Origin of the sequence: Bradyrhizobium sp. Arg237L (assembly GCF_029990105.1) — a bacterium.
Lineage (GTDB): Bacteria > Pseudomonadota > Alphaproteobacteria > Rhizobiales > Xanthobacteraceae > Bradyrhizobium.
In genome coordinates, this window is record NZ_JAQMIL010000051.1 from 1 (window position 1) to 20,209 (window position 20,209).

Below are 20,209 nucleotides of genomic sequence, written 5' to 3' on the forward strand. Positions count from 1 at the left end.
CGAGTGCCACGCTCGTCAGTCGTGACACTCTCGTCCACCGCATCTCACCGCAACGTTCGTGACGATCGCGATCCGCCCCTCATTTGGGTGAGACGCGCGGATTAATAGTGCTGATTTGCCCGACGGGTTAAGCGGTTTATTTTTCGCGTGAGGGGTGGACAGACTTTGGGCTGATTTGCCCGTCGGGTTATTTTGTCGCACCCAAAGCATCCACATCGTCATTGCGAGCCACCGGGTCGGCGCGGTAGCGCCGCCCGATGGCTCGCAATGACGGGGGCTGTCATTCCGGGGGCGTCGCGAAGCGGCGAGCCCGGAATCCATTTCTCCGCCAGCGCAAGTGGTTGAATGGATTCCGGGCTCGCGCTTCGCGCGCCCGGAATGACGGAGAGTGGGGAGTCCGTGGCTATCCCTTGAGACGCCGCTTCGCGGCTCCTCGGGATGAGGACGCGAGGCAGCGGGCTAACCTGCCGCTTCATCCGAGAGTGAGCTCGCTTCCAGCCATTCTTCCTCGGCGCGCTGCAGTGCGGTTTCTGCGCCGGCGCGCGCTTGGGCGAGTTGTGCGGCCTGCTTCGGATCGCGCGTGAACAGGTCCGGCAGCGCGAGTGCGGCGTCGATCTTGGCAATGATGCCGGTGATGCGTTCGATCTCGGCCTCGGCCTGCACGATCCGCTGCTTCGGCGGGATGCGCTTCTCGCTTTTCGGACGCTCGGGCTTGGTGCTCTCCTTGTTGCGTTCGCGCGAAGCCGGGCGTATCTCATTCGCGGACAATATCGTCCTGCGATAGTCGTCGAGATCGCCGTCATAGCTCGTCACGGTGTGGTTGGCGACGACCCAGAGCCGGTCGGCGCAGGCCTCGATCAGGTAGCGGTCGTGCGAGACCATCAGCACGGCGCCGGGAAAATCATTGATCGCTTCGGCGAGCGCGGCGCGGCTGTCGATGTCGAGATGGTTGGTCGGCTCGTCCAGGATGATCATGTTGGGCGCGGCGAAGGTCGCAAGGCCGAGCAGCAGCCGTGCCTTCTCGCCGCCCGACAGGCTCTTCACCAGCGTATCCCCCGCTTTGCCGGAAAAGCCGATGGCGCCGACGCGGGCGCGCACCTTGCTCTCCGGCGCATCCGGCATCAGCTTGCGGATGTGGTTGTAGGGCGAGCCGTCGAGATTGAGCTCGTCGACCTGATGCTGCGCGAAATAGCCGACCGAGAGCTTTTCCGCGCGCGTGATCTTGCCGGAGAACGGCGCGAGCCGGCCCGCGAGCAGCTTCACCAGGGTCGACTTGCCGTTGCCGTTGGCACCTAACAGCGCAATGCGGTCGTCGGTATCGATGCGCAGCGTCACGCGGTTCAGCACCGGCTTGTCCGCATCATAGCCGACAGCGACGTCATCGACGGCGATGATCGGCGGCGACAGCGTCCTCTCGGGCACCGGGAACGAAATCTCGTGCACGTCCTGCGTCACCAGCGCGGTGACCGGCTTCATCCGCTCCAGCATCTTCATGCGCGATTGCGCCTGGCGCGCCTTCGAAGCCTTGGCCTTGAAGCGGTCGACGAAGGCCTGCAGCCGCTTGCGTTCCTCGGCCTGGCGCTTGGCGTGCTTTGCATCGAGCATTTCGCGCGTGGCGCGCTGTTCCTCGAACGAGGAATAGGTCCCCTTGTAGAGCGTCAGCCTGCGGTGATCGAGATGGAGGATCTGGTCCACGGAGGTGTCGAGGAGGTCGCGGTCATGGCTGATCACGATCACGGTACGCGGATAGTGGGCAAGATGATCCTCCAGCCACAGCGTGCCTTCGAGGTCGAGATAGTTGGTCGGCTCGTCCAGCAGCAACAGATCGGGCGCCGCAAACAGCGTAGCGGCAAGCGCAACCCGCATGCGCCAGCCGCCGGAAAACTCGGCGCATGGCCGCGCCTGGTCGGCGGCCGAAAATCCGAGGCCGCTGAGGATTGCGGCCGCACGGGCAGGGGCGGAATGGGCGTCGATGTCGACGAGCCGGGTCTGGATTTCCGCGATCCGGTGCGGATCGTGCGCGGTCTCGGCCTCGCGCAGCAGCGCGTCGCGCTCGAGATCTGCCTTCAGTACGACCTCGATCAGGCTTTCCGGACCATTGGGCGCTTCCTGCGCGAGACTGCCGATCCGCCAGCGTGGCGGGATGGTGATGCTGCCGGCCTCAAGCGGAAGATCGCCGCGGATGGCATGAAACAGCGTCGACTTGCCGACGCCATTCCGGCCGACAAAGCCGACACGGGCGCCTGGGATGATCTGTACCGAGCTGTTCTCGATCAGAAGCCGCCCGGCGATGCGGACGGAGATATCGGAGATGGAAAGCATGCGGCGTTGTCACCGGAGCCGCCGCCAAACGCAACCCATCAGTCCGGTAAATTATGCTCTAGCTTTTCAGCTCCGCAGAGCTGTCCCGGCCAGCCCCGAGGCTGGCCTCCTTCAATGCAGACTGTCTTCCTCGCGCCGGCGCAGCTCGTCCAAGAGATGCTGCAAATGAGAGGTCAGTGACGTCTCCGGGCGCAAGCTTTGCTGCAGCCGTTCGCCCACCGCGTCGCAAATGGACCGGCAGGTCTTGTGATCGAGCTGCTCAAAGTCAACGTGGATTCGGCTAATCATGATCGGTCTTTCAGCGAGTTCCAGCTCGCCTTGCTTGAATGAAAGTTCGCAAGGTCAAGTCCGCAGCGCCGGATTTGTTTCCGATTGTCGCGCCTCCATATCCTCGCTCGCAGGTAGCAGGCCGGCGGGTTCCATGCGCAAAAAAAGCCCCGGCGTTGCGGCCGGGGCGCTCAAGTCTTGGGGAGCTCAGGTTTGGGGAGCTCAGGTCAGGTCAATAGCAGCGGTTGATCAGGCGCCAGCGGGGGCCCCAGGGGGTCGGCACCAGGCGCCGCACGTAGCAGCCGCCATAGCCGGGGCCGCCGTAGTAGGCGGGGCCGCCGACAACGACGCGCGGACCCCAGCCCCAGCCGCGATGATGCCAGCCACCGTGCCAACCGTCCCACGCCGAGGCGGAGGTCGGCGCCAGCGCAGCCGCGCCGAGCGAGGCCGCGGCAAGAGCGACAAGCGAGAATTTACGTAGCATGGTCGTCTCCTCGAGTTTCGGCGCCCGTGAGAAGCGCCGGCGGTGACAATGTCTCTCGTGACGCCCTCGCATTTAGCTTTGTGGATGAGCTTCGAAGGCGTCCGATCGGTGAACAGCCTAGGCCGCGCGGTCTGAACGGGAGCGCGACGCCAGCTACAGAATGGGTTCACGTTCGTGAAATTGTCGTAATCCGGCCTGGTTAACCCTGAGCCACCCGAAGGCGATGCCGATCCCTGGTCGCCAAATCGTGCCGAAACCCGATCATGATCCGATTAGACGGATCGGATCATGATCTCATCTCTTTGTTTGAGCGTGATCTTTTCGGAAAACCGATTTCCACTTTTCCGGATCATGCTCTAAGGCCAGGGCGACACCGGGTCGCTTGCCGTTGCGGGATCACGCCGATATAAGCCCCGCAACTCGTTAACCAGCGTTTGCAAGGACGATATCATGGCGATTGAACGCACTTTCTCGATCATCAAGCCCGACGCGACGGAGCGTAACCTGACCGGCGCGGTCAACGCACTGATCGAGAAGGCCGGGCTCCGGATCGTGGCCCAGAAGCGGATTCGCATGACCCGCGGGCAGGCCGAGACCTTTTATGCCGTCCACAAGGCGCGCCCGTTCTTCGGCGAGCTGGTCGAGTTCATGACCTCCGGCCCGGTCGTGGTCCAGGTGCTGGAAGGCGAGGGGGCGATCGCCAAATATCGCGACGTGATGGGCGCCACCGACCCGTCCAAGGCCGCCGAAGGCACGATCCGCAAGCTCCATGCGAAATCGATCGGCGAGAATTCTGTGCATGGATCCGATGCCCCGGAGACGGCCGTGATCGAGATCGCGCAGTTCTTCTCGGGCAACGAGATCGTCGGCTAGGGCATTTTCGGTTCTGATTGAATCAGGACCGAAGCTCTGGATTCTAGTTTTGACGCGTTTTCTTCAGGCGAACCGGTATCCACTTCGCTCGAGAACGCTCTAAAGCGTGATGACTTTTCTTCGAATCGTCATCCCGCTTTAGCTCTTTGTTTGAGCATGATCTTCCTGCGCAAACGCTTCGCGTTTGTCGCGAGGGAAAACCGGTATCCACTTTTCCGGATCGTGCTCTAATACAACGAAGTTGCGGCGGCTTGAGCGTCGCCAGGGGTGGTCGCAAGGCCGAAAGGAAGCGCTGTGGACTGGCTGTGGCAGATCGTTGATCCCGCGAACCTCGCGGCTTTCTTCACGCAGTTCAAGAGCGAGATGGCGACCACGACGTTCTGGGTCGCCGTCAGCAAGATCATCTGGATCAATGTGTTGTTGTCGGGCGACAACGCATTGGTGATCGCGCTGGCCTGCCGTGGGCTCGCGCCGCGCCAGCGGTTGTGGGGCATGATCTTCGGCGCGGCGGCCGCGGTGATTCTGCGCATCATCTTCACCGGCATCGTCGCGACCTTGATGGAATTCCCTTACCTCAAGCTCGTCGGCGGGTTGGCGCTGATCGTGATCGCGGCAAAGCTGCTCGTTCCCGAACACGAGGACGAGGACAGCGTGGATGCGGCCGCGCATCTGTGGGCGGCGGTGCAGATCGTCGTCGTCGCCGACATTGTCATGAGCCTCGACAACGTGATCGCGGTTGCCGCCGCGGCCAATGGCAGCGTGCCGCTTCTGGTGTTGGGTCTTGCGATCAGCGTACCCCTGATCGTCGCGGGCGCGGCGCTGATCATGGCGCTGCTCAACAAGCTGCCGGTGCTGGTCTGGGCCGGCGCGGCGCTGCTCGGGTGGATCGCCGGCGATGTGATCGCGACCGATCCGGCGGTCGATCCGAAGCTCGATGCGCTGTTTGCCGGACCGGTCGGCGGCGCGCTCGATTCCTGGCTGGGGGCGCTCGGCATCGGTCCGCATTTTGCCGGCGGCGGCCATGGCGGCGAGATCGCGCTGGCGCTGCTTGGCGTCATCGTGGTGCTGGTCGTCGGATCGATCTGGCGCCGACGCGCAATGCATCACGCCGAGCGGGCCGCCAAGGCGGCCTGACTCACTTGGGCATGGTCTGCTCGGAAAACCTTTTCGGGGCTATGCTCTAGGGACGGCGATACGTTCGCCAGACCTCCACATGGCTTGGCGTGACCGGCTTGTTGTCGGCGTCCCTGAAGACGCCGGTCCAGGGGTTGCCGACCCAGACCGTAATGGGCTGGACGCACCGCGGCAGTCCCCTGCCGATACTGATTTCCTTCAGCAGCTTTGTGATCGTGGCATCGAGATCGGCATTTCCAGCCGATCGCACGAGTTGGCTCCGCTGCACGTTTCCGAGGTCGTCGAACCAGAGCTGGGCCTGGGCCTGGAACTTGTGGCTGTCCGCTCTCGCGTTGCGCTCGACCACGTTGCGGAGTTGCGAGGTGATCATCGTGAGATAGGGGCTGGCGGTGCCGCAGCCGCTGCCTCCGCCGTTGTCACCGTCCCCGCCGATGAGAGTGCCGGCGTTGGATCCCTTCGGCAGAGCGGCCTGCCTCCAATCGGGAGGCGCGTCCAGGCTCAACGGATCCGACACCGGGGGCAGTTTTGTCTTCGGCTGCGGCGGCGCGGGCTTCGGCTTCGGTGTCGGCGCGGCTGCGACGGAATCCCGGCGATTGTTCACCACCTTCTTCGGGGGGACCGGGACGGATGGCGGCGCCTGCAGAGTGCGCTGCGTCGTCTCCTTCCGGCTCGGGAGGCCGCTGCGGAGGTGGCGGGGGAACAAGCAGAAGCTGGATGATCGTCGGCTCGCGCCGCGCCGGCTCGGGGCTACGCAGAGCCATCCAGATCAGCGCGAACAGGCCGAGCGCCAGCAGCAGGGCCACAGCAATCATCGCCACCGTCGACCAGCGCTCGCGCCAGACGTCGAGCGTGGCGTATCGCTGCAGCGCCTGAATGTCCTGCATCGCTCCTCCACTGTGCCGCGATCGGCGGACAGCATGTAGCCCGGGTGGAGCGGAACGCGTAACCCGGGACACCTGCAGCCGCGTTGCGAGCGACCCCCGGGTTACGCTGGCGCTTCACCCGGGCTACGGCACTCTTTGTTTGAGCATGATCTCCGCGCAAACGCTTCGCGTTTGTCGCGAGGGAAAACCGGTTTCCACTTTTCCGGATCATGCTCTAGCGCCGCACGATCGAACCGGTGCGCCCGACCAGACGCGCCAGTTGCTTGAAGCGGCTGCCGACGCGGTCGGCGACGAGATCGACCATCCGGTGCTCAAACACCAGCATGAGTTTACGTCCGTCGGTGCGGAAATGCGTCGACGGCAGTACGCCGGGTCGTGCTGCCGAGATCAGGTGAGCGACGCGAAACGCGGCGCCAAGCAGGCGCGCGCGTTCGAGCATCGTATGCGGCACCATCTCCTGCACGATTTCCGGCGGTTCGTTCTCCAGGCTCAAGCCGGCGTAGCGGTAGAACACCGAGAGCGCGACGAAGGTGCGGCCCTGATGGGTGATGGAGCCGAAATTGCCGTTGGTGATGAGGCTGAGCGTCTCCTCGCCGCGGTGATCGGGATGCACGCGCCAGCCGATATCAGACAACAGGCAGGCGGCATGACGCAGCCTGCGGTCCTCGTCGGTCTCGCGCAGCCTCACGACACGCACGAGCCGATCGGTCCAGGCGATCAGTTCCTCGGCATGGCGCGCCGACCGCGAGAGCAGGCCGTTCATCGTCTGCGCTGCGCAGATCAGGCCATCCTTGGCGCGCTCGGCTGGCGGCAGCATTTCGTAGAACAGGCCTTCGCGCACGCCGAAGGTGGAGAACACGATCGTCTTCGGCTTTGCCACCCGGATGATGTATTCAAGAACGAGCGCGGCGTAGGTGAGCAGCGGCCGCCGCGCGTCGGCCACAGCCTCGATATTGGCGAGCATGTTGGTTGCCGCCAGCCGGCGCAAGCGCTGCGCGAAATCGAGCGCGTCGGCGGCGGGAATCGAATAGCCATGCATCACCTTGAGCGGATAGCCGCTCTGGATGATGTGGATGCGCGCCAGCGCGCGCCAGGTGCCGCCGACCGCGTAGAAATTGCGGCCGCGGCCCGCCTTGAGCTGCGGAACCTCAGACAGCTCGTTGCGGACGATGCGCTCGGCGCGTTTCAGCGATTTGTCCGAGAGGTCCTGCAGCGCAAGGCTGCCGAGCGGCAGCGTCACGCCGCTGTGGACGCGATTGCCCTTGACGTCGATCAGTTCGACCGAGCCGCCGCCGAGATCGCCGACGATGCCGTCGGGCTTGTGCACGCCGGAGACGACGCCCAGGGCGGAGAGCTTGGCTTCGCGTGGGCCCGATAGAATTTCGATCCGCGTTCCGCAGATCCGCTCGGCCTCGGCGATGAAATCAGCACCGTTCCTGGCGTCGCGACAGGCCGCTGTCGCGATCGCATAGACGCGGCCGACCCTCTGGACCCGGCACAGCGCGCGAAACCGCCGCAGCGCCGTCAGCGCTTTTGCGACCGCATCCTCCGCAAGAAGCCCCGTGCTCTGCACCTCGCGGCCGAGACCACACAGCGCCTTCTCGTTGAACAGCGTGATGAGGCTGCGCGACAGCGACTCGTAGATCACGAGACGCACCGAGTTGGAGCCAATATCGATGACAGCGACGCTGATAGCGCGCTTGCGCGGTCGCTTCACCGGAAAGTCCCCTTGTGGTGGCTAGCGCTCGTTGCGGCGAGTAAGTCGGCGGGGCGAAGATTCCTTGAGAGACTTTCCACGGCCCGACAGACTTGGATTCGTCATGAAGTAATTATGAAGGTTGAAAGGCTCTTCGCCTTTCGCGGCCTTCATACGCGTTGACGATCCGTCGGGCAACAATCGCCAGCTCTGCTCGGTGTCCTTCAGATTCGCGACCATGATCTGTTCGAGAACCTGCTGATGCACCGTGGGATTTTGCAGCGGACACAGCACTTCGACACGGCGGTCGAGGTTCCTCGGCATCATGTCGGCAGAGGAGATATACACAGCCGCTTTTGCGCTGGGCAGGCCATATCCCATGCCGAAGCAATAGATTCGGCCGTGTTCCAGGAAGCGGCCGATCACCGATTTGACGCGGATGTTCTCGGAAAGCCCGGGCAGGCCCGGCCTGAGGCAGCAGATGCCGCGCACCACGAGTTCGATCGGCACTCCCGCTTGCGATGCTTCATAGAGCGCGTCGATGATGTCGGGGTCGACCAGCGAGTTCATCTTCATCCAGATCGCGGCCGGGCGGCCGTGTCGCGCATGGTTGCTCTCGCCCTGGATATGCTCGATCATGCGCTTGCGCAGCGTGAGCGGCGACACCGCCATCTTCTCGATGTCGCTCGGCTCGGCATAGCCGGTGATGTAGTTGAACACACGCGCGGCGTCGCGGCCGATGATCGGGTCTGACGTGAAGTAGGAGAGATCGGTGTAGATGCGCGCGGTCACCGGATGGTAGTTGCCGGTGCCGGTGTGGACATAGGTCGTGAGATTGCCGCCCTCGCGGCGCACCACCATCGACAATTTGGCGTGGGTCTTGAGCTCGATGAAGCCGTAGACCACCTGCACGCCGGCGCGCTCGAGGTCGCGCGCCCAGCGGATGTTCGCTTCCTCGTCGAAGCGCGCCTTCAGCTCGATCAGCGCCGTGACCGACTTGCCGGCTTCAGCCGCTTCGGCGAGCGCGCGCACGATCGGCGAATTCTGCGAGGTGCGATAGAGCGTCTGCTTGATGGCGACGACGTCGGGATCGCGGGCGGCCTGCTGCAGGAACTGCACCACGACGTCGAAGGATTCGTAGGGGTGGTGGACGATCAGGTCCTTCTGCCGGATCGCGGCGAAGATATCGCCGCCATGGTCGCGCACGCGTTCCGGATGGCGCGGCACATAGGGTGTGAATTCGAGATCGGGCCGGTCGAGCCGGGTGAGTTGCGACAGCTCGTTCATGGCCAGCACGCCGTCGACCAGGAAAACCTCGTCATCGGCGGCGTTGAGCGCGTGCTGCACGAACAGGCGCAGTTCCTCCGGCATCTTGGCCTCGATCTCCAGCCGGATCACCGATCCGCGCCGGCGTCGCTTCAGCGCGGTCTCGAACGTGCGGACGAGGTCTTCGGCTTCTTCCTCGATTTCGATTTCGGAGTCGCGGATGACGCGGAAGGCGCCCTGGCCGTTGACCGTGTAGCCCGGGAACAGGCGCCCGATGAAGAGGCCGGTGGCCTGCTCCAACGTGATCAGGCGCAACCGGCCTTCACTGGGGATGCGGATGAAGCGGTCGATCTTGCCGGGCATGCGGATCAGCGCGTTCATCGCCTTGCCGTCGGAGATCCGGGACAATTGCAGGGCCACCGTGAAGCCGAGGTTCGGAATGAACGGGAAGGGATGCGCCGGATCGATCGCGAGCGGCGTCAGCAGCGGAAAGATGCTGTGGAGGAAATGATCCTCGATCCAGGCCCGCTCGGTCTTGGTGACGTCCCGCCCATCGACGAGGTTGATGCCGACTTCCGAGAGCATCGTGCGCAGGTCGCTCCAGATCGCCTGCTGATCGGAGGCGAGCTTGGAAACGGTCTGGTTGATCAGGACGAGCTGTTCGGATGGCGTCAGCCCGTCGGGGCTGCGCTCCGGAATGCCTTCACGGACCTGCGCCTTGATACCGGCGACGCGGACCATGAAGAACTCGTCGAGGTTATTGGCTGATATCGACAGGAATCTCACCCGCTCAAGTGCGGGATGGCCGGGGTTGACGGCCTCTTCCAGCACGCGGCGATTGAAATGCAGCCAGGAAAGCTCGCGGTTGATGAAGCGTTCGGGGCTCGTCGCGATCGCCGGCAGCCTCTCAGAAACCTGTTCTTTCTCTTGTACTTCAATAGGTTGTGCCGATTCCATGAAGTTCTCGATCCATTCGAGTTCAGGGCCAGAGCCACTTAGGCAAATGCAATGCAAAGCCTGTGATAAGTGGATGACGTTTCGATGACATTGACGTTCCCCGCGCCAGCGCCGTCAAGTCACAGGGTCAGGCGTTGCGCCACAGTTCCGCCGCCAGCGCCCGCGTCACCGGCCGCCCGAGCCGCAGCGCCTCGGTGTCGAGCAGTTCCACCGCCTGGCGGGCGGCGGCGTAGGAGCGCTCGATCCGGCTGGCGAGATAGCTCACCAGTGATTCGTCCACGGTCATCTGGCGGTCCGTGCAGTATTTGACGATCAGGCCGCGAAACAGGAGATCGTCCGGCGGCAACAATGACACGGTCGGCACTGCACGCAGCCGTGACCGGAGGTCGCGCAATTCGATCTCGAACGCCGACGGCGGAATGCGCGCGGTCATCAGCACGAAGGCTTCGTCCTGGCGGGCGAGATTGAGCAGGTGAAACATCGCGCGCTCGTCGAAGCCGTGCGGGTTCAAGTCTTCGACCACGAGTGCGCCGGTCGCGAGGTCCGCCGGCACGGTCTCGGCCGACAGTGCGTGCGCCGCTGTCGAGCGCGCGCCGGCTCGCTCGGCCCAGATCGCGGCGAGGTGGCTTTTTCCCGATCCTTCGGGGCCGACCAGAAGCATGATGCGGTTCGGCCAGTCGGGCCAGCTCTCGATCAGAGCGAGGCCGGCCTCATTCGCCGTTCCCTCGAGGAAGTCGTCGCGGGTCAGGCTCTCCGCATGCGGCAGCGCCAACGCAAGCTGACGAGGGTGAACGCTACCTGCCACGCAAAAACTCTCCGGGGCTTTCATTCTCTTGACGCGTTTTCTGCGCAGATAAGTCTACGCAATCTGCGTAAACTTGATTGCTATGCGAACCGGTGCCCACTTCGCTCGAAAACGCTCTTAGCTCGAAAGCGCTCTAGCGCGCTTCGATCGTGCTCATGTGCCGCACCCACTCCACGAGATAGAGGGAGACGGAAACCAAAGTAAAGATGGTGACAAATCCCATCAGGATCAGATCATAAGGCCTTGGCTGGAAACCGAAACCGAGCGAGGCCAGCACCAGGGCTGCGAAGGCAACCTGAGCCCCCGTGTTAAGTTTCGAGACCATCAGCGGTTTTATCTCGACCGGCTTGTCGAACAGCCAGGACACGATCACGGCCGCCACGATCATGATGTCGCGCGAGACCACGAGGATGACAAGCCAGCGCGGCACCGCGCCCCAGATCCCGAGCGCCACATAGATCGACACCAGCAGCGCCTTGTCGGCGAGCGGATCGAGCAGGGCGCCGAGCTCGCTCGTCATGTTGAAGCGCTTGGCGAGGAAACCGTCGACGGCGTCGCTGACGCCGGCAATCACGAAGATCGCAAACGCGATTTCCATCTGGCTGGAGACGATCGCCCAGACGATGACCGGCACCAGAATGATGCGGCCCAGCGTGATGATATTGGGTATGCTCAACTCGGTCGCTTCCCGGCTACCGGCCTGAATTCACGGAAGATTCGGCCCCTCTGGGGGCTGAGCCGGTCGTTATCTACATAGTATACCGCCTGCCGCCTTGCGAGCCATTGCGCGGGGGCGGAATTCCTCGTAACCAGCCGTCTTCAACTGGAATTTTGCATGACCGAGCGCAAGAACGGCCTCACTTACGCGGATTCCGGCGTCGACATCGATGCCGGCAACCGGCTGGTCGATCTGATCAAGCCGATGGTCCGTGCCACCGCGCGCGCCGGCGCGGACGCCGAGATCGGCGGCTTCGGCGGCCTGTTCGATCTGAAGGCGGCCGGCTTCAAGGACCCCGTGCTGGTGGCCGCGACTGACGGCGTCGGCACCAAGGTCAAGATCGCGATCGAGACCGGGCTGCATGACGGGATCGGCATCGACCTGGTGGCGATGTCGGTCAACGATCTCGTCGTTCAGGGCGCGGAACCCCTGTTCTTCCTCGACTATTTTGCCTGCGGCAAGCTCGACCCGGAGGCGGCCGCCGCTATCGTCGCGGGTGTCGCCGAGGGCTGCCGCGAATCCGGCTGCGCGCTGATCGGCGGCGAGACCGCGGAGATGCCGGGGCTCTACAAGGACGGCGATTATGACCTCGCCGGGTTTGCGGTCGGGGCCGCCGAGCGCGGGACGCTCTTGCCGCGACCGGATATCGCCATTGGCGATGCCGTGATCGGCCTGGCTTCGTCCGGCGTTCACTCCAACGGATTTTCGCTGGTGCGCAAGATCGTCGAGCAGTCGCGCGTCAGCTTCGACGCGCCGGCGCCGTTCTCGCCGGTTATGACGCTCGGCGGCGCGCTGCTGACGCCGACCAAGCTCTACGTCAAATCCTGCCTGCGCGCGATCCGCGAGACCGGGGCGATCAAGGGGCTGGCCCACATCACCGGCGGCGGCTTCACCGACAACATTCCGCGGGTGCTGCCGAAGCACCTGGGTGTCGGCATCGATCTCGCCCGGCTGCCGGTCCTGCCGGTGTTCAAATGGCTGGCGGAGGCGGGCGGCATCGCCGAGCTCGAGCTGCTGCGCACCTTCAACTGCGGTATCGGCATGATCGCGATCGTGAAAGCGGATGCGGTCGATCGGGTCATGGAAGTGTTCACCGAAAGTGGCGAGACCGCGACATTGCTCGGTGAGGTGATCCACGCGACCGGCGAGCATCGCGTGGTCTACAACGGCCATCTCGATCTTTCGCAATGAAGCGCAGAGTCGCCATCCTGATTTCCGGGCGCGGATCGAACATGGTCGCGCTGATCGAGGCCGCAAAGGCGGACGACTTTCCGGCCGAGATCGTCGTCGTGATCTCCAACCGCGCCGACGCCGCCGGCCTCGCCAAGGCAAGCGCGAGCGGCATTCCGACCATCGTCATCGAGAGCAAGCCGTTCGGCAAGGACCGCGCCGGCTTCGAGGCGATGCTGCAGCGCGCGCTCGACGAGAAGAACGTCGAGATGATCTGCCTCGGCGGCTTCATGCGGCTGTTCACGGCCGAATTCGTGCAGCGCTGGTACGGCAGGATGCTCAACATCCATCCGTCGCTATTGCCGTGCTTCCCCGGCCTCGATCCGCATGGCCAGGCGCTTAAGGCCGGGGTGAAGATCTCAGGCGCCACCGTGCATTTCGTGATCCCGGAGACCGATGCCGGGCCGATTGTGGTGCAGGGCGCGGTCGTGGTCGCCGACGACGATACGCCAGAGACGCTGGCGGCCCGCGTCATCCAGATCGAGCACCAGATCTATCCGGAAGCGCTGCGGCTGCTTGCGGCAGGCCGGCTCACGCTGGAAGGCGATGTCTGCAAGACAGCGGGAAACGCAGCGTCAGACGGCACGCTGATTTCGCCCGCGGCAAGTTAGTGCAACGTCCGCGTCCGTCAAAGAAATCCCCCCGGGGTGATGCCGGGGGTAGTGCCAGAGCTGATCGTGATTGGAGTCTAGGAGACCTTGAGGTTTTCCGCGGATGCCTTGCCGCGGTTCTCCACCAGGTCGTACTCGACTGTTTGGTTTTCGTTGAGCGTAGAGAGTCCCGCACGCTCAACCGCCGAGATATGGACGAAGACGTCCCTGTCGCCGACGGCCGGCTTGATGAACCCATAACCCTTGGTTGGGTTGAACCACTTGACGGTACCCTTCGGCATCGCCTGTCTCCTCGTCTAGACGTAAAAAAGACGCGGCCACGCTTTGCGCGTGCCACGCCACAAACCGGTTTCCGGCAGTCTGATCAAAATCCGATTCTTAGACTTCAAGGTCACGAAACGCACAGTCGAACGGCCCAATCCGATTGTGCCGGAGATTGCAACACGAAAACTGCAAGTTAGCAAGCCTCTGGTGTGCCACATAAAATCGGTGCTCCGCGGCAACGCCTGTGGCCGATCGACAACAATGCTGCGGCCTGAGGCGAAGTGTGCAAGGCCGGCTGATTGACGCTCCCGGTGAAGTAGGGGCAAATCGGCCGATATTTACAGCTGTTTTTACGCATTTTCAGGCTCGCGTCGTTTGGGAATTGAATACATGCGCTGCTCGTGGCGCCCGTCGGGGGCAAGCTCCGTCAGGGGCTGCCGCGGCCTGGCATGGGCGATTGCGGCCGCGCTTTGCCTGGCCATCGGCAGATCTGTTCGGCGCAGGCGCAATCGCGGCCGCCGACGCCTGCACCAACCCCGACCCCACCCCCAGCGGCGAGTCCAACGCCGAGCCTAAGTCCGACGCCGATCCCGTCGCCGACAGCCGGCATGGTTAACGCCGATCTCGCGGCGGGCTCGGCGATAGCCAATCTTGGCAGCAACTTCCTGGAGCGGATCGGCAACCAGGCGACCAACGGCTTCAACCGCATGGCGCGGACCAACCCCGGTGGAGGAGGTGCATCCGAGAGCGTGGAGACACCGCGCTTCCGCACCTGGTTCGAGGGCTACGGCATCTCGGCGCGCAACGACGCCGTCGGGGATTTCGTCGGCGACCGCCGCAAGACTTGGGGCGGGGTGGCCGACATCGGTGCGCGAATCGCGCCGGGCGTCAATCTCGGCTTCTCCGTCGACCAGAGCCGCACCGACATCGACGTGCCGCTCGCGCTGCAATCGGCGGCCATCGACCTGACCCAGTTCGGCGCCCACGCCACCGTCGACAAGGGGCCGTGGACCTGGGCGATCGCCGTCGTGGACGGCTTCGGCAACATCCACTCCAGTCGCGATACCGGTCTTGGTTTGGCCACGGCGGGTTACAACGCCAAGCTCGATGGCGCGCTGAGCGAGTTCAGTTATTACTGGGACAAGGACCAGAGCCGCATCGTGCCGAAGGCGAGCCTCGAATATGTCCGCGCCAGACCGGATCATTCCAGGAGTTCGGCGGCCTCGATCCCGTCTTCGTCAGCGCCGCCACTGTGGAGCGGATGCGGGTGATGATCGGGGCTGAAGTCGGACACTACTGGATCTTCGACCAGAAGGTGTTCGACCTCTCGGCCTATGGCAAGTTCGTCGACAATGTCGCGCAGAACTTTGGCGATATCACCGTCAGCCTCGGCAGTCAGAGCATCACGCTGCAGGGCACTGCTGAAAGCCAGTATGGCGCGGATGCCGGCGCGGTGGCGTCGCTCAACCTGACCAATACCGCGCGGCTCTATCTCAACTACGACGGAAAATTCCGCGCCGCGATGCAGTCGCACCAGGGCACTGTCGGCGTCGAGTTCAAGTGGTAGTCGCCTCGGTCGGGAAAGGCTTTGGAGCCACGTAGTTCTGCAATCCGAAATGTTCGCGCGATCCCACCATCAGCGGCGTCAATTCGTCGGGATGGATGAATTCGTCGCGGAAGCAGGCATAGACCTTGGGATCGAAGATGCTCTTCAGCCATTCGATCATCAGCGTGTGGCGGTCCGAGTGGCGGAACTGGCGATGATAGCAGAGCCATAGATCCAGTTGATGGTTGACGCCGAGGTCGACCGCGACCAGCGGCGCGCCGAGCGCAATCACCGAACTCGGCAGGAAGCCGATTCCCGCGCCCTGTTCGACGGCGTAGAGCGCGGCCACGCTGGAATTGGTGGAGATGCCGACGATGCCCTCCAGCGAGTCCACGCCGAGGATCCGCTTGTAGGTGCCGTCGCCATGCGGCACGCCATCCTGCTTGACGATGCGATGATGCTTCAGCTCGTCGAGCGATGTCGGCAGGCCGTAGGCATCGCGATAGGCCTTCGAGGCGAAAGCGTGGATGTGTAACCGGCCGATCTTCGTCGCGATCAGTTCGGGATCGCTCGGCCGCTCGACTTGAAGCGAGATGTCCGCCTCCTGCCGCGGAACTTCAGCGCAGTCAGATACGCAACGCAGCTCGACGATGATGTTGCGGTGGGTCCGTTCGAACGTGATCAGCCGCGGCAGCACCCAGAAGTTCCCGGGTCCCTCAGTCACCGCGATCCGCACGGTGCCGCTCACCTCCGCCGGCGCACGCGCGCGCCTGACGACATTGAGGCTGAGACGCTCCATCTGCTCGACATCGAACAGCAGCGCCCGTCCTTCGCCGGTCAGCGCCAGTTGCGCTTCGTCGCGCGAAAACAGTTTGCAGCCGAGATCGTCCTCGAGCTTGTCGATCTTGCGCATCATTGCGGTTGCCGGCACGCCGAGGACGTCGGCGGCGCGGCTAAAGCTGCGGTTCCGTGCGCAGAGCAGGAACACCCGCAAATCTCCCCACTCAGGGCGAAGCGCGTCTTCAAGTTTCTTGCGCTGCATCGGCGCAGCGCTGCCGGCCAGATCATGCGGCATGCGTTTCTTGTCCCGTGTAAAGGGATGATGCCGCAACCTAGGCGATGAAGGTGCACAAAATGTTGCTTGCGACCTGGAATTTCAACATAAGTGCGCTAGGTCTGCGCAAGGCGATAACTACCCCGTTACTCCTTGGCGCGTTCCACCTTGACTACGCGTCCCTTGTCGATCGCAAGCGCCAGCCGGCCGTGCTTGAGCTTGAGCGCCGCCTCGCCGAATAATTCGCGCCGCCAGCCGTGCAGCGCGGCGACGTCGGCATGATCGTCGGCGGCGATCTGCTCGAGATCATCGACGGTCGCGATCACCTTGCTTGCGACCGCGTGTCGCTCCGACGTCATCCTGAGCAGCACCTTCAACAGTTCGACGATCGCTGCACCATTGGAATTGTTGCGCGGCTTCTCGATCTTCGGCAGTTTCGCGAAATCGCGGGCGAGCCCGCGCTGCACGGCGGCGATGATGTCCGTGCCCCATTTCGAGCGCTCGAATCCTTTCGGCAGCGAGCGCAGGTTGGCAAGCTTGTCCAACGACGTCGGCGCATGTGTTGCGATATCGCCGACCGCCTCGTCCTTCAGCACGCGCGAGCGCGGCACGTCGCGGCTCTGCGCCTCCTGCTCGCGCCACGCGGCGACCTCGATCAGCACCGCGAGCTCGCGCGGCTTCCGCACCCTGGTTTTCAGCCGCTCCCAGGCGCGCTCCGGATGGAAGTCGTAGGTGCGGGGCGAGGTCAGGATCTCCATCTCCTCGCTGACCCAGTCGTTGCGGCCGCGCTTCTTCAGGTCCGCGTCGAGCGCGGTGAAGACGTCGCGCAAATGCGTGACGTCGGCGACGGCGTATTGAGTCTGCTCGGCGCTGAGCGGCCGGCGCGACCAGTCGGTGAAGCGGTGGGTCTTGTCCGGCCGATGGCCGGTGATGCGCTCGACGAGCTGGTCATAGGCGATGCTGTCGCCATAGCCGAGCACCATGGCCGCAACCTGTGTGTCGAAGATCGGGTGCGGGATGGTGTTGGCGCGGTGCCAGACGATCTCGATGTCCTGCCGGGCGGCGTGGAACACCTTCAGCACCTGCTCGTTGGCCATCAACTCGAAGAAAGGTGTCAGGTCGATGCCGGGGGCGAGCGCGTCGATCACGACGGCCTCATCCGGGCTCGCCATTTGCAGCACGCAGAGTAGGGGGTAGTAGGTCGTCTCCCGCAGGAACTCGGTGTCGACGGTGATGACGGGGTGGGCGGCCAAGCGGTCGCAGGCCGCCTGCAGTTCCCAGGTGGTGTTAATCAGATCCATGAACAGTCCATGACGCTTCCGACACGCGTTCTGCCGAAAGCGCAGGTATGTCAAGGGGCTTGGCTGCAATTCTGGCCCTGCATAGGCTCAGGTCAGACCGCGGGGAACAGGCCGCGGAGGCGCCGGCCGGGCGAAAACAGTGGTCGGGCGGCCGCCCTACTCGTGACGCCCATGCTTGGAGGGCCGCCGTGCGGCGGGCATTGCGAGCACGACAAGGCAGAGAGCCACCATCGCCATTCCCACGAATTCAAGAGCAAAGGCTTCCATCGGCAATCTCCCTAACAAAGTCGTAAGACTTGTCGGGATCGGGTTGATGGTCTGTTAAGGGATTTGGTTACCGGCCGTCCGCCGCCGCGATGGTGGACGAGGGGTTAATGGCGGGTGTGCGTGACGGTCGCCGGCGGCGTGCGCCGCGATGATGAGGCTGGCACTGATGTGCCCCCTCATGGTGAGGAGCGCCAACGGTCCGCGCAAAGCGCGGCCCGATGACAGGCTCCGCGCGTCTCCGGACGATGCTCCGCATCGCCTTGAGAACCATGAGGCCCCGCCGGTGGCCTCGCCCTTCGAGACGGTCGCTTCGCGACCTCCTCAGGGTGAGGGGATAGTGAGTGCCCATCCTACCGCTGGGTTAGGCGCCCCTATGCGGCGCATATACGGCCGCAGGTCGGTCGCTCTCGAAATCATATCCCGCTGTGAAGATATTGCGCGCATCCGAGGTGCGGCCCGACTCGCGCGGGCGCGAGAGCGAATGGAATAGGTGATGTCATGTCTTCCCTTCAGGTTGGCACTGGCGACAGGATCATTGATCCGATGATCCAACTGGCGGGCTGCTCGATGCAGCACCGCATCGTCGTCGCCGGCTCCAAGAGCTTTGAATTGATGCTCGAGCTTCAGCGGCGCGGCTATTCGCGCGCGGCCGCGACGGGCAATTGCGGGCGCCCCGCCGGTCAGTACGACGTCGCTTTTGTCGACTGGCGCCGACGCCCGTTGCGCACACTCGAGGCGACGCTGGACTGGCTGGTGAATTGCCTGAGTGCCAGCGGCGTGCTGGTGGTCTGGGTCGATGCCCAGAAGGCCGCTGTGAACGAAAGCCTGCGTGCCTCGCTGGAGAAGCGCCGCTTCGTCATCGAGCGCAGCACCATGCATGATTGCGGCTGCGCGCTGTCGGCGCGGCGCCTGCAGACCTATCCGCTGCAGAAGGCGGCCTAGATTCTTCGATGCTTCCAAACGAATAGCCCGGCAGCGTTGGCTGCCGGGCGCACGTAAATATGCCTACATGAACGCCTTACCCTAAAACACGAAGGCGACCGAAATCCTATCCGGGGAAACACTGGTCGAGCGATGGAACATGCTCATAACGAGCCGAGCCGGCGCTGACAGAGGCATCACAGAATCGCCGCGCCTATTCCCGCGATAGCGCTGAAGGCGACGACCACGAGCGGTGGTGCGCGCCAGGCCATGAGCAGCACGAATCCGACGAGGGCAATCGCAAAGTCCCTGGGCGTCTGCACCGTACTGGTCCACACCGGACTGTAGAGTGCCGCGCCCAGGATGCCGACGACCGCCGCGTTTACGCCGCGCATCATCGCCTGGGCACCGGCACGTTTGCGAAAGCTGTCCCAGTACGGCAGCGCTGCCAGCAGGATCAGGACGCCCGGAAGGAATATGCCGAGCAAGCCGATGATGGCTCCGGCGATGCCGTGCGGCGACGTCTTGACGACGGCGCCCAGATAGGCGGCGAAGGTGAAGAGCGGTCCGGGAACGGCCTGGGCCGCGCCATAGCCGGTCAGGAACACGTCGTCGCCGACCCAGCCCGGCGTGACCACTGCCTCGCGCAGCAGCGGCAGCACGACATGGCCGCCGCCAAACACGAGCGCGCCGGAGCGATAGAATGCGTCGAACAAGGCAGTGCCCGAGTACGGCCACAGCCGCGCCAGGATCGGCAGGCCGACGAGCAGGATCAGGAACGCTGCCAGCGCGGTGAGGGCGGCGGCGCGCGACACCGGCACGGCGAAATGGCTTTCCCCGCTCGGCTGCGCGGCGCGGCAGAGCCATAGTCCGGCAATGCCGCCGAGCAGAATCGCGCCGATCTGTGCCACCGATGACGTGCTGAACAGGATGAAGAGTGCCGCGATCGTCGCGATCGAGGCGCGCTCCCGGTCCGGACACAGCGTCCGCGCCATGCCCCATACCGCTTGAGCTACGATGGCGACTGCCACGAGTTTCAGGCCGTGCACGAGTCCTGTCCCGACCGGCCCGCTCAATGCGCTGGCGCCATAGGAAAAGAGCAGGAGTGCTATGGCCGATGGCAGCGTGAAGCCCGTCCATGCCGCCAGCGCACCGCGATAACCTGCGCGCATCAACCCGAGGGAGAAGCCGACCTGGCTGCTTGCCGGGCCGGGCAGGAATTGGCAGAGCGCCACGAGGTCTGCATAGGATTGTTCGTCGAGCCATTTGCGGCGCTCGACGAATTCGCTGCGGAAGTAGCCGATATGGGCGATCGGACCGCCGAACGAGGTCAGCCCGAGCTTGAGGAAGACCAGAAGCACTTCGAGCGGCGAGCCCGCGCGCGGACGCGAAGGTTCGGCTTCGCTGTCTGAAATCCGCTCAATGTTCATCGTCCAGAATTCCCATCAGCGGAGCCGAAGTTCGATCGAGCTGTATCTCTTGCATCGGAGCATATTCGGAGAGTGTCCGACAACAAGCCTCCGCGAGGTGATCGATGCAAGAGCCGGATCGGGATCGGCGATCGCTCGCAATTCAGAAACGCTCGCCCGCTGTTGCGGCAAATCAATAG

The 20,209-nt window shown here is 63.9% G+C and carries 19 protein-coding genes; 7 read left to right on the forward strand and 12 right to left on the reverse strand.

Features of this window, described 5'->3' with window-relative positions; translation table 11 throughout:
• Window positions 1-459: 459 nt before the first annotated feature.
• From abc-f to OZ411_RS27450, 3 genes are all read right to left on the reverse strand, one after another.
• Complete coding sequence (gene abc-f / locus OZ411_RS27440; RefSeq protein ID WP_282530465.1) at window positions 460-2,322, reverse strand: ribosomal protection-like ABC-F family protein; 1,863 nt, start codon at window positions 2,320-2,322, stop codon at window positions 460-462.
• 111 nt (window positions 2,323-2,433) lie between these two features.
• Window positions 2,434-2,610 (reverse strand): hypothetical protein, encoded by a 177-nt coding sequence (locus tag OZ411_RS27445; protein WP_282530466.1) that lies wholly within the window; start codon window positions 2,608-2,610, stop codon window positions 2,434-2,436.
• Window positions 2,611-2,821: 211 nt separating this feature from the next.
• Window positions 2,822-3,073, reverse strand: coding sequence for a sulfur globule protein precursor (locus OZ411_RS27450; protein WP_282530467.1), 252 nt, complete (start codon window positions 3,071-3,073; stop codon window positions 2,822-2,824).
• A gap of 450 nt (window positions 3,074-3,523) precedes the next feature.
• On the opposite strand from OZ411_RS27450, the gene ndk reads away from it, so the two are divergent.
• Window positions 3,524-3,946, forward strand: coding sequence for a nucleoside-diphosphate kinase (gene ndk, locus OZ411_RS27455; RefSeq protein WP_130581400.1), 423 nt, complete (start codon window positions 3,524-3,526; stop codon window positions 3,944-3,946).
• A gap of 294 nt (window positions 3,947-4,240) precedes the next feature.
• Complete coding sequence (locus tag OZ411_RS27460) at window positions 4,241-5,080, forward strand: TerC family protein (RefSeq protein ID WP_130581401.1); 840 nt, start codon at window positions 4,241-4,243, stop codon at window positions 5,078-5,080.
• Window positions 5,081-5,126: 46 nt separating this feature from the next.
• On the opposite strand, the gene OZ411_RS27465 is transcribed toward OZ411_RS27460, so the two are convergent.
• The 5 genes from OZ411_RS27465 to OZ411_RS27485 all read right to left on the reverse strand — a co-directional run bounded on the left by OZ411_RS27465 (window position 5,127) and on the right by OZ411_RS27485 (window position 11,364).
• On the reverse strand, window positions 5,127-5,681 hold the full coding sequence (locus tag OZ411_RS27465; protein WP_282530468.1) for a TonB C-terminal domain-containing protein: 555 nt from the start codon (window positions 5,679-5,681) through the stop codon (window positions 5,127-5,129).
• A 497-nt stretch (window positions 5,682-6,178) separates the two neighbouring features.
• The gene (gene ppx, locus OZ411_RS27470; protein WP_130581403.1) at window positions 6,179-7,681 is read right to left on the reverse strand and encodes an exopolyphosphatase; all 1,503 of its coding nucleotides are present in this window, start codon (window positions 7,679-7,681) and stop codon (window positions 6,179-6,181) included.
• A 21-nt stretch (window positions 7,682-7,702) separates the two neighbouring features.
• Window positions 7,703-9,883, reverse strand: a complete 2,181-nt coding sequence (locus tag OZ411_RS27475) for an RNA degradosome polyphosphate kinase (protein WP_282530469.1) — start codon at window positions 9,881-9,883, stop codon at window positions 7,703-7,705.
• A gap of 127 nt (window positions 9,884-10,010) precedes the next feature.
• Window positions 10,011-10,688, reverse strand: coding sequence for a chromosomal replication initiator DnaA (locus tag OZ411_RS27480; RefSeq protein ID WP_130581405.1), 678 nt, complete (start codon window positions 10,686-10,688; stop codon window positions 10,011-10,013).
• A 133-nt stretch (window positions 10,689-10,821) separates the two neighbouring features.
• Window positions 10,822-11,364, reverse strand: a complete 543-nt coding sequence (locus OZ411_RS27485) for a CDP-alcohol phosphatidyltransferase family protein (protein ID WP_028165891.1) — start codon at window positions 11,362-11,364, stop codon at window positions 10,822-10,824.
• 159 nt (window positions 11,365-11,523) lie between these two features.
• Between OZ411_RS27485 and purM the strand changes: the two genes are divergently transcribed.
• Together purM and purN are read left to right on the forward strand one after the other, a co-directional pair.
• Window positions 11,524-12,597 (forward strand): phosphoribosylformylglycinamidine cyclo-ligase, encoded by a 1,074-nt coding sequence (purM, locus tag OZ411_RS27490; protein WP_282530470.1) that lies wholly within the window; start codon window positions 11,524-11,526, stop codon window positions 12,595-12,597.
• Window positions 12,594-13,247 carry a phosphoribosylglycinamide formyltransferase gene (gene purN, locus OZ411_RS27495; RefSeq protein ID WP_282530471.1) on the forward strand — a complete coding sequence of 218 codons (654 nt, stop codon included), beginning with the start codon at window positions 12,594-12,596 and terminating at the stop codon, window positions 13,245-13,247. Before purM ends, purN begins: the two co-directional genes overlap by 4 nt.
• Before the next feature lie 77 nt (window positions 13,248-13,324).
• Here purN and OZ411_RS27500 read toward each other — a convergent pair whose 3' ends face one another.
• Window positions 13,325-13,528, reverse strand: a complete 204-nt coding sequence (locus OZ411_RS27500; protein ID WP_130581408.1) for a cold-shock protein — start codon at window positions 13,526-13,528, stop codon at window positions 13,325-13,327.
• 591 nt (window positions 13,529-14,119) lie between these two features.
• Between OZ411_RS27500 and OZ411_RS43390 the strand changes: the two genes are divergently transcribed.
• Window positions 14,120-14,782 carry an autotransporter outer membrane beta-barrel domain-containing protein gene (locus OZ411_RS43390; protein WP_349017041.1) on the forward strand — a complete coding sequence of 221 codons (663 nt, stop codon included), beginning with the start codon at window positions 14,120-14,122 and terminating at the stop codon, window positions 14,780-14,782.
• The gene (locus tag OZ411_RS43395) at window positions 14,782-15,078 is read left to right on the forward strand and encodes a hypothetical protein (RefSeq protein WP_349017042.1); all 297 of its coding nucleotides are present in this window, start codon (window positions 14,782-14,784) and stop codon (window positions 15,076-15,078) included. Before OZ411_RS43390 ends, OZ411_RS43395 begins: the two co-directional genes overlap by 1 nt.
• Here the strand turns inward: OZ411_RS43395 and OZ411_RS27510 are convergent.
• Window positions 15,068-16,132, reverse strand: a complete 1,065-nt coding sequence (locus tag OZ411_RS27510) for a LysR family transcriptional regulator (protein ID WP_282530472.1) — start codon at window positions 16,130-16,132, stop codon at window positions 15,068-15,070. The genes OZ411_RS43395 and OZ411_RS27510 overlap by 11 nt on opposite strands.
• A gap of 125 nt (window positions 16,133-16,257) precedes the next feature.
• Entirely contained in the window at window positions 16,258-17,412 is a 1,155-nt protein-coding gene (gene rnd / locus OZ411_RS27515; protein WP_282530473.1) for a ribonuclease D, read from the reverse strand.
• A 765-nt stretch (window positions 17,413-18,177) separates the two neighbouring features.
• Between rnd and OZ411_RS27520 the strand changes: the two genes are divergently transcribed.
• On the forward strand, window positions 18,178-18,621 hold the full coding sequence (locus tag OZ411_RS27520) for a hypothetical protein (protein WP_282530474.1): 444 nt from the start codon (window positions 18,178-18,180) through the stop codon (window positions 18,619-18,621).
• Window positions 18,622-18,797: 176 nt separating this feature from the next.
• On the opposite strand, the gene chrA is transcribed toward OZ411_RS27520, so the two are convergent.
• On the reverse strand, window positions 18,798-20,030 hold the full coding sequence (gene chrA, locus OZ411_RS27525) for a chromate efflux transporter (protein ID WP_282530475.1): 1,233 nt from the start codon (window positions 20,028-20,030) through the stop codon (window positions 18,798-18,800).
• Between the last annotated feature and the right edge of the window lie 179 nt (window positions 20,031-20,209).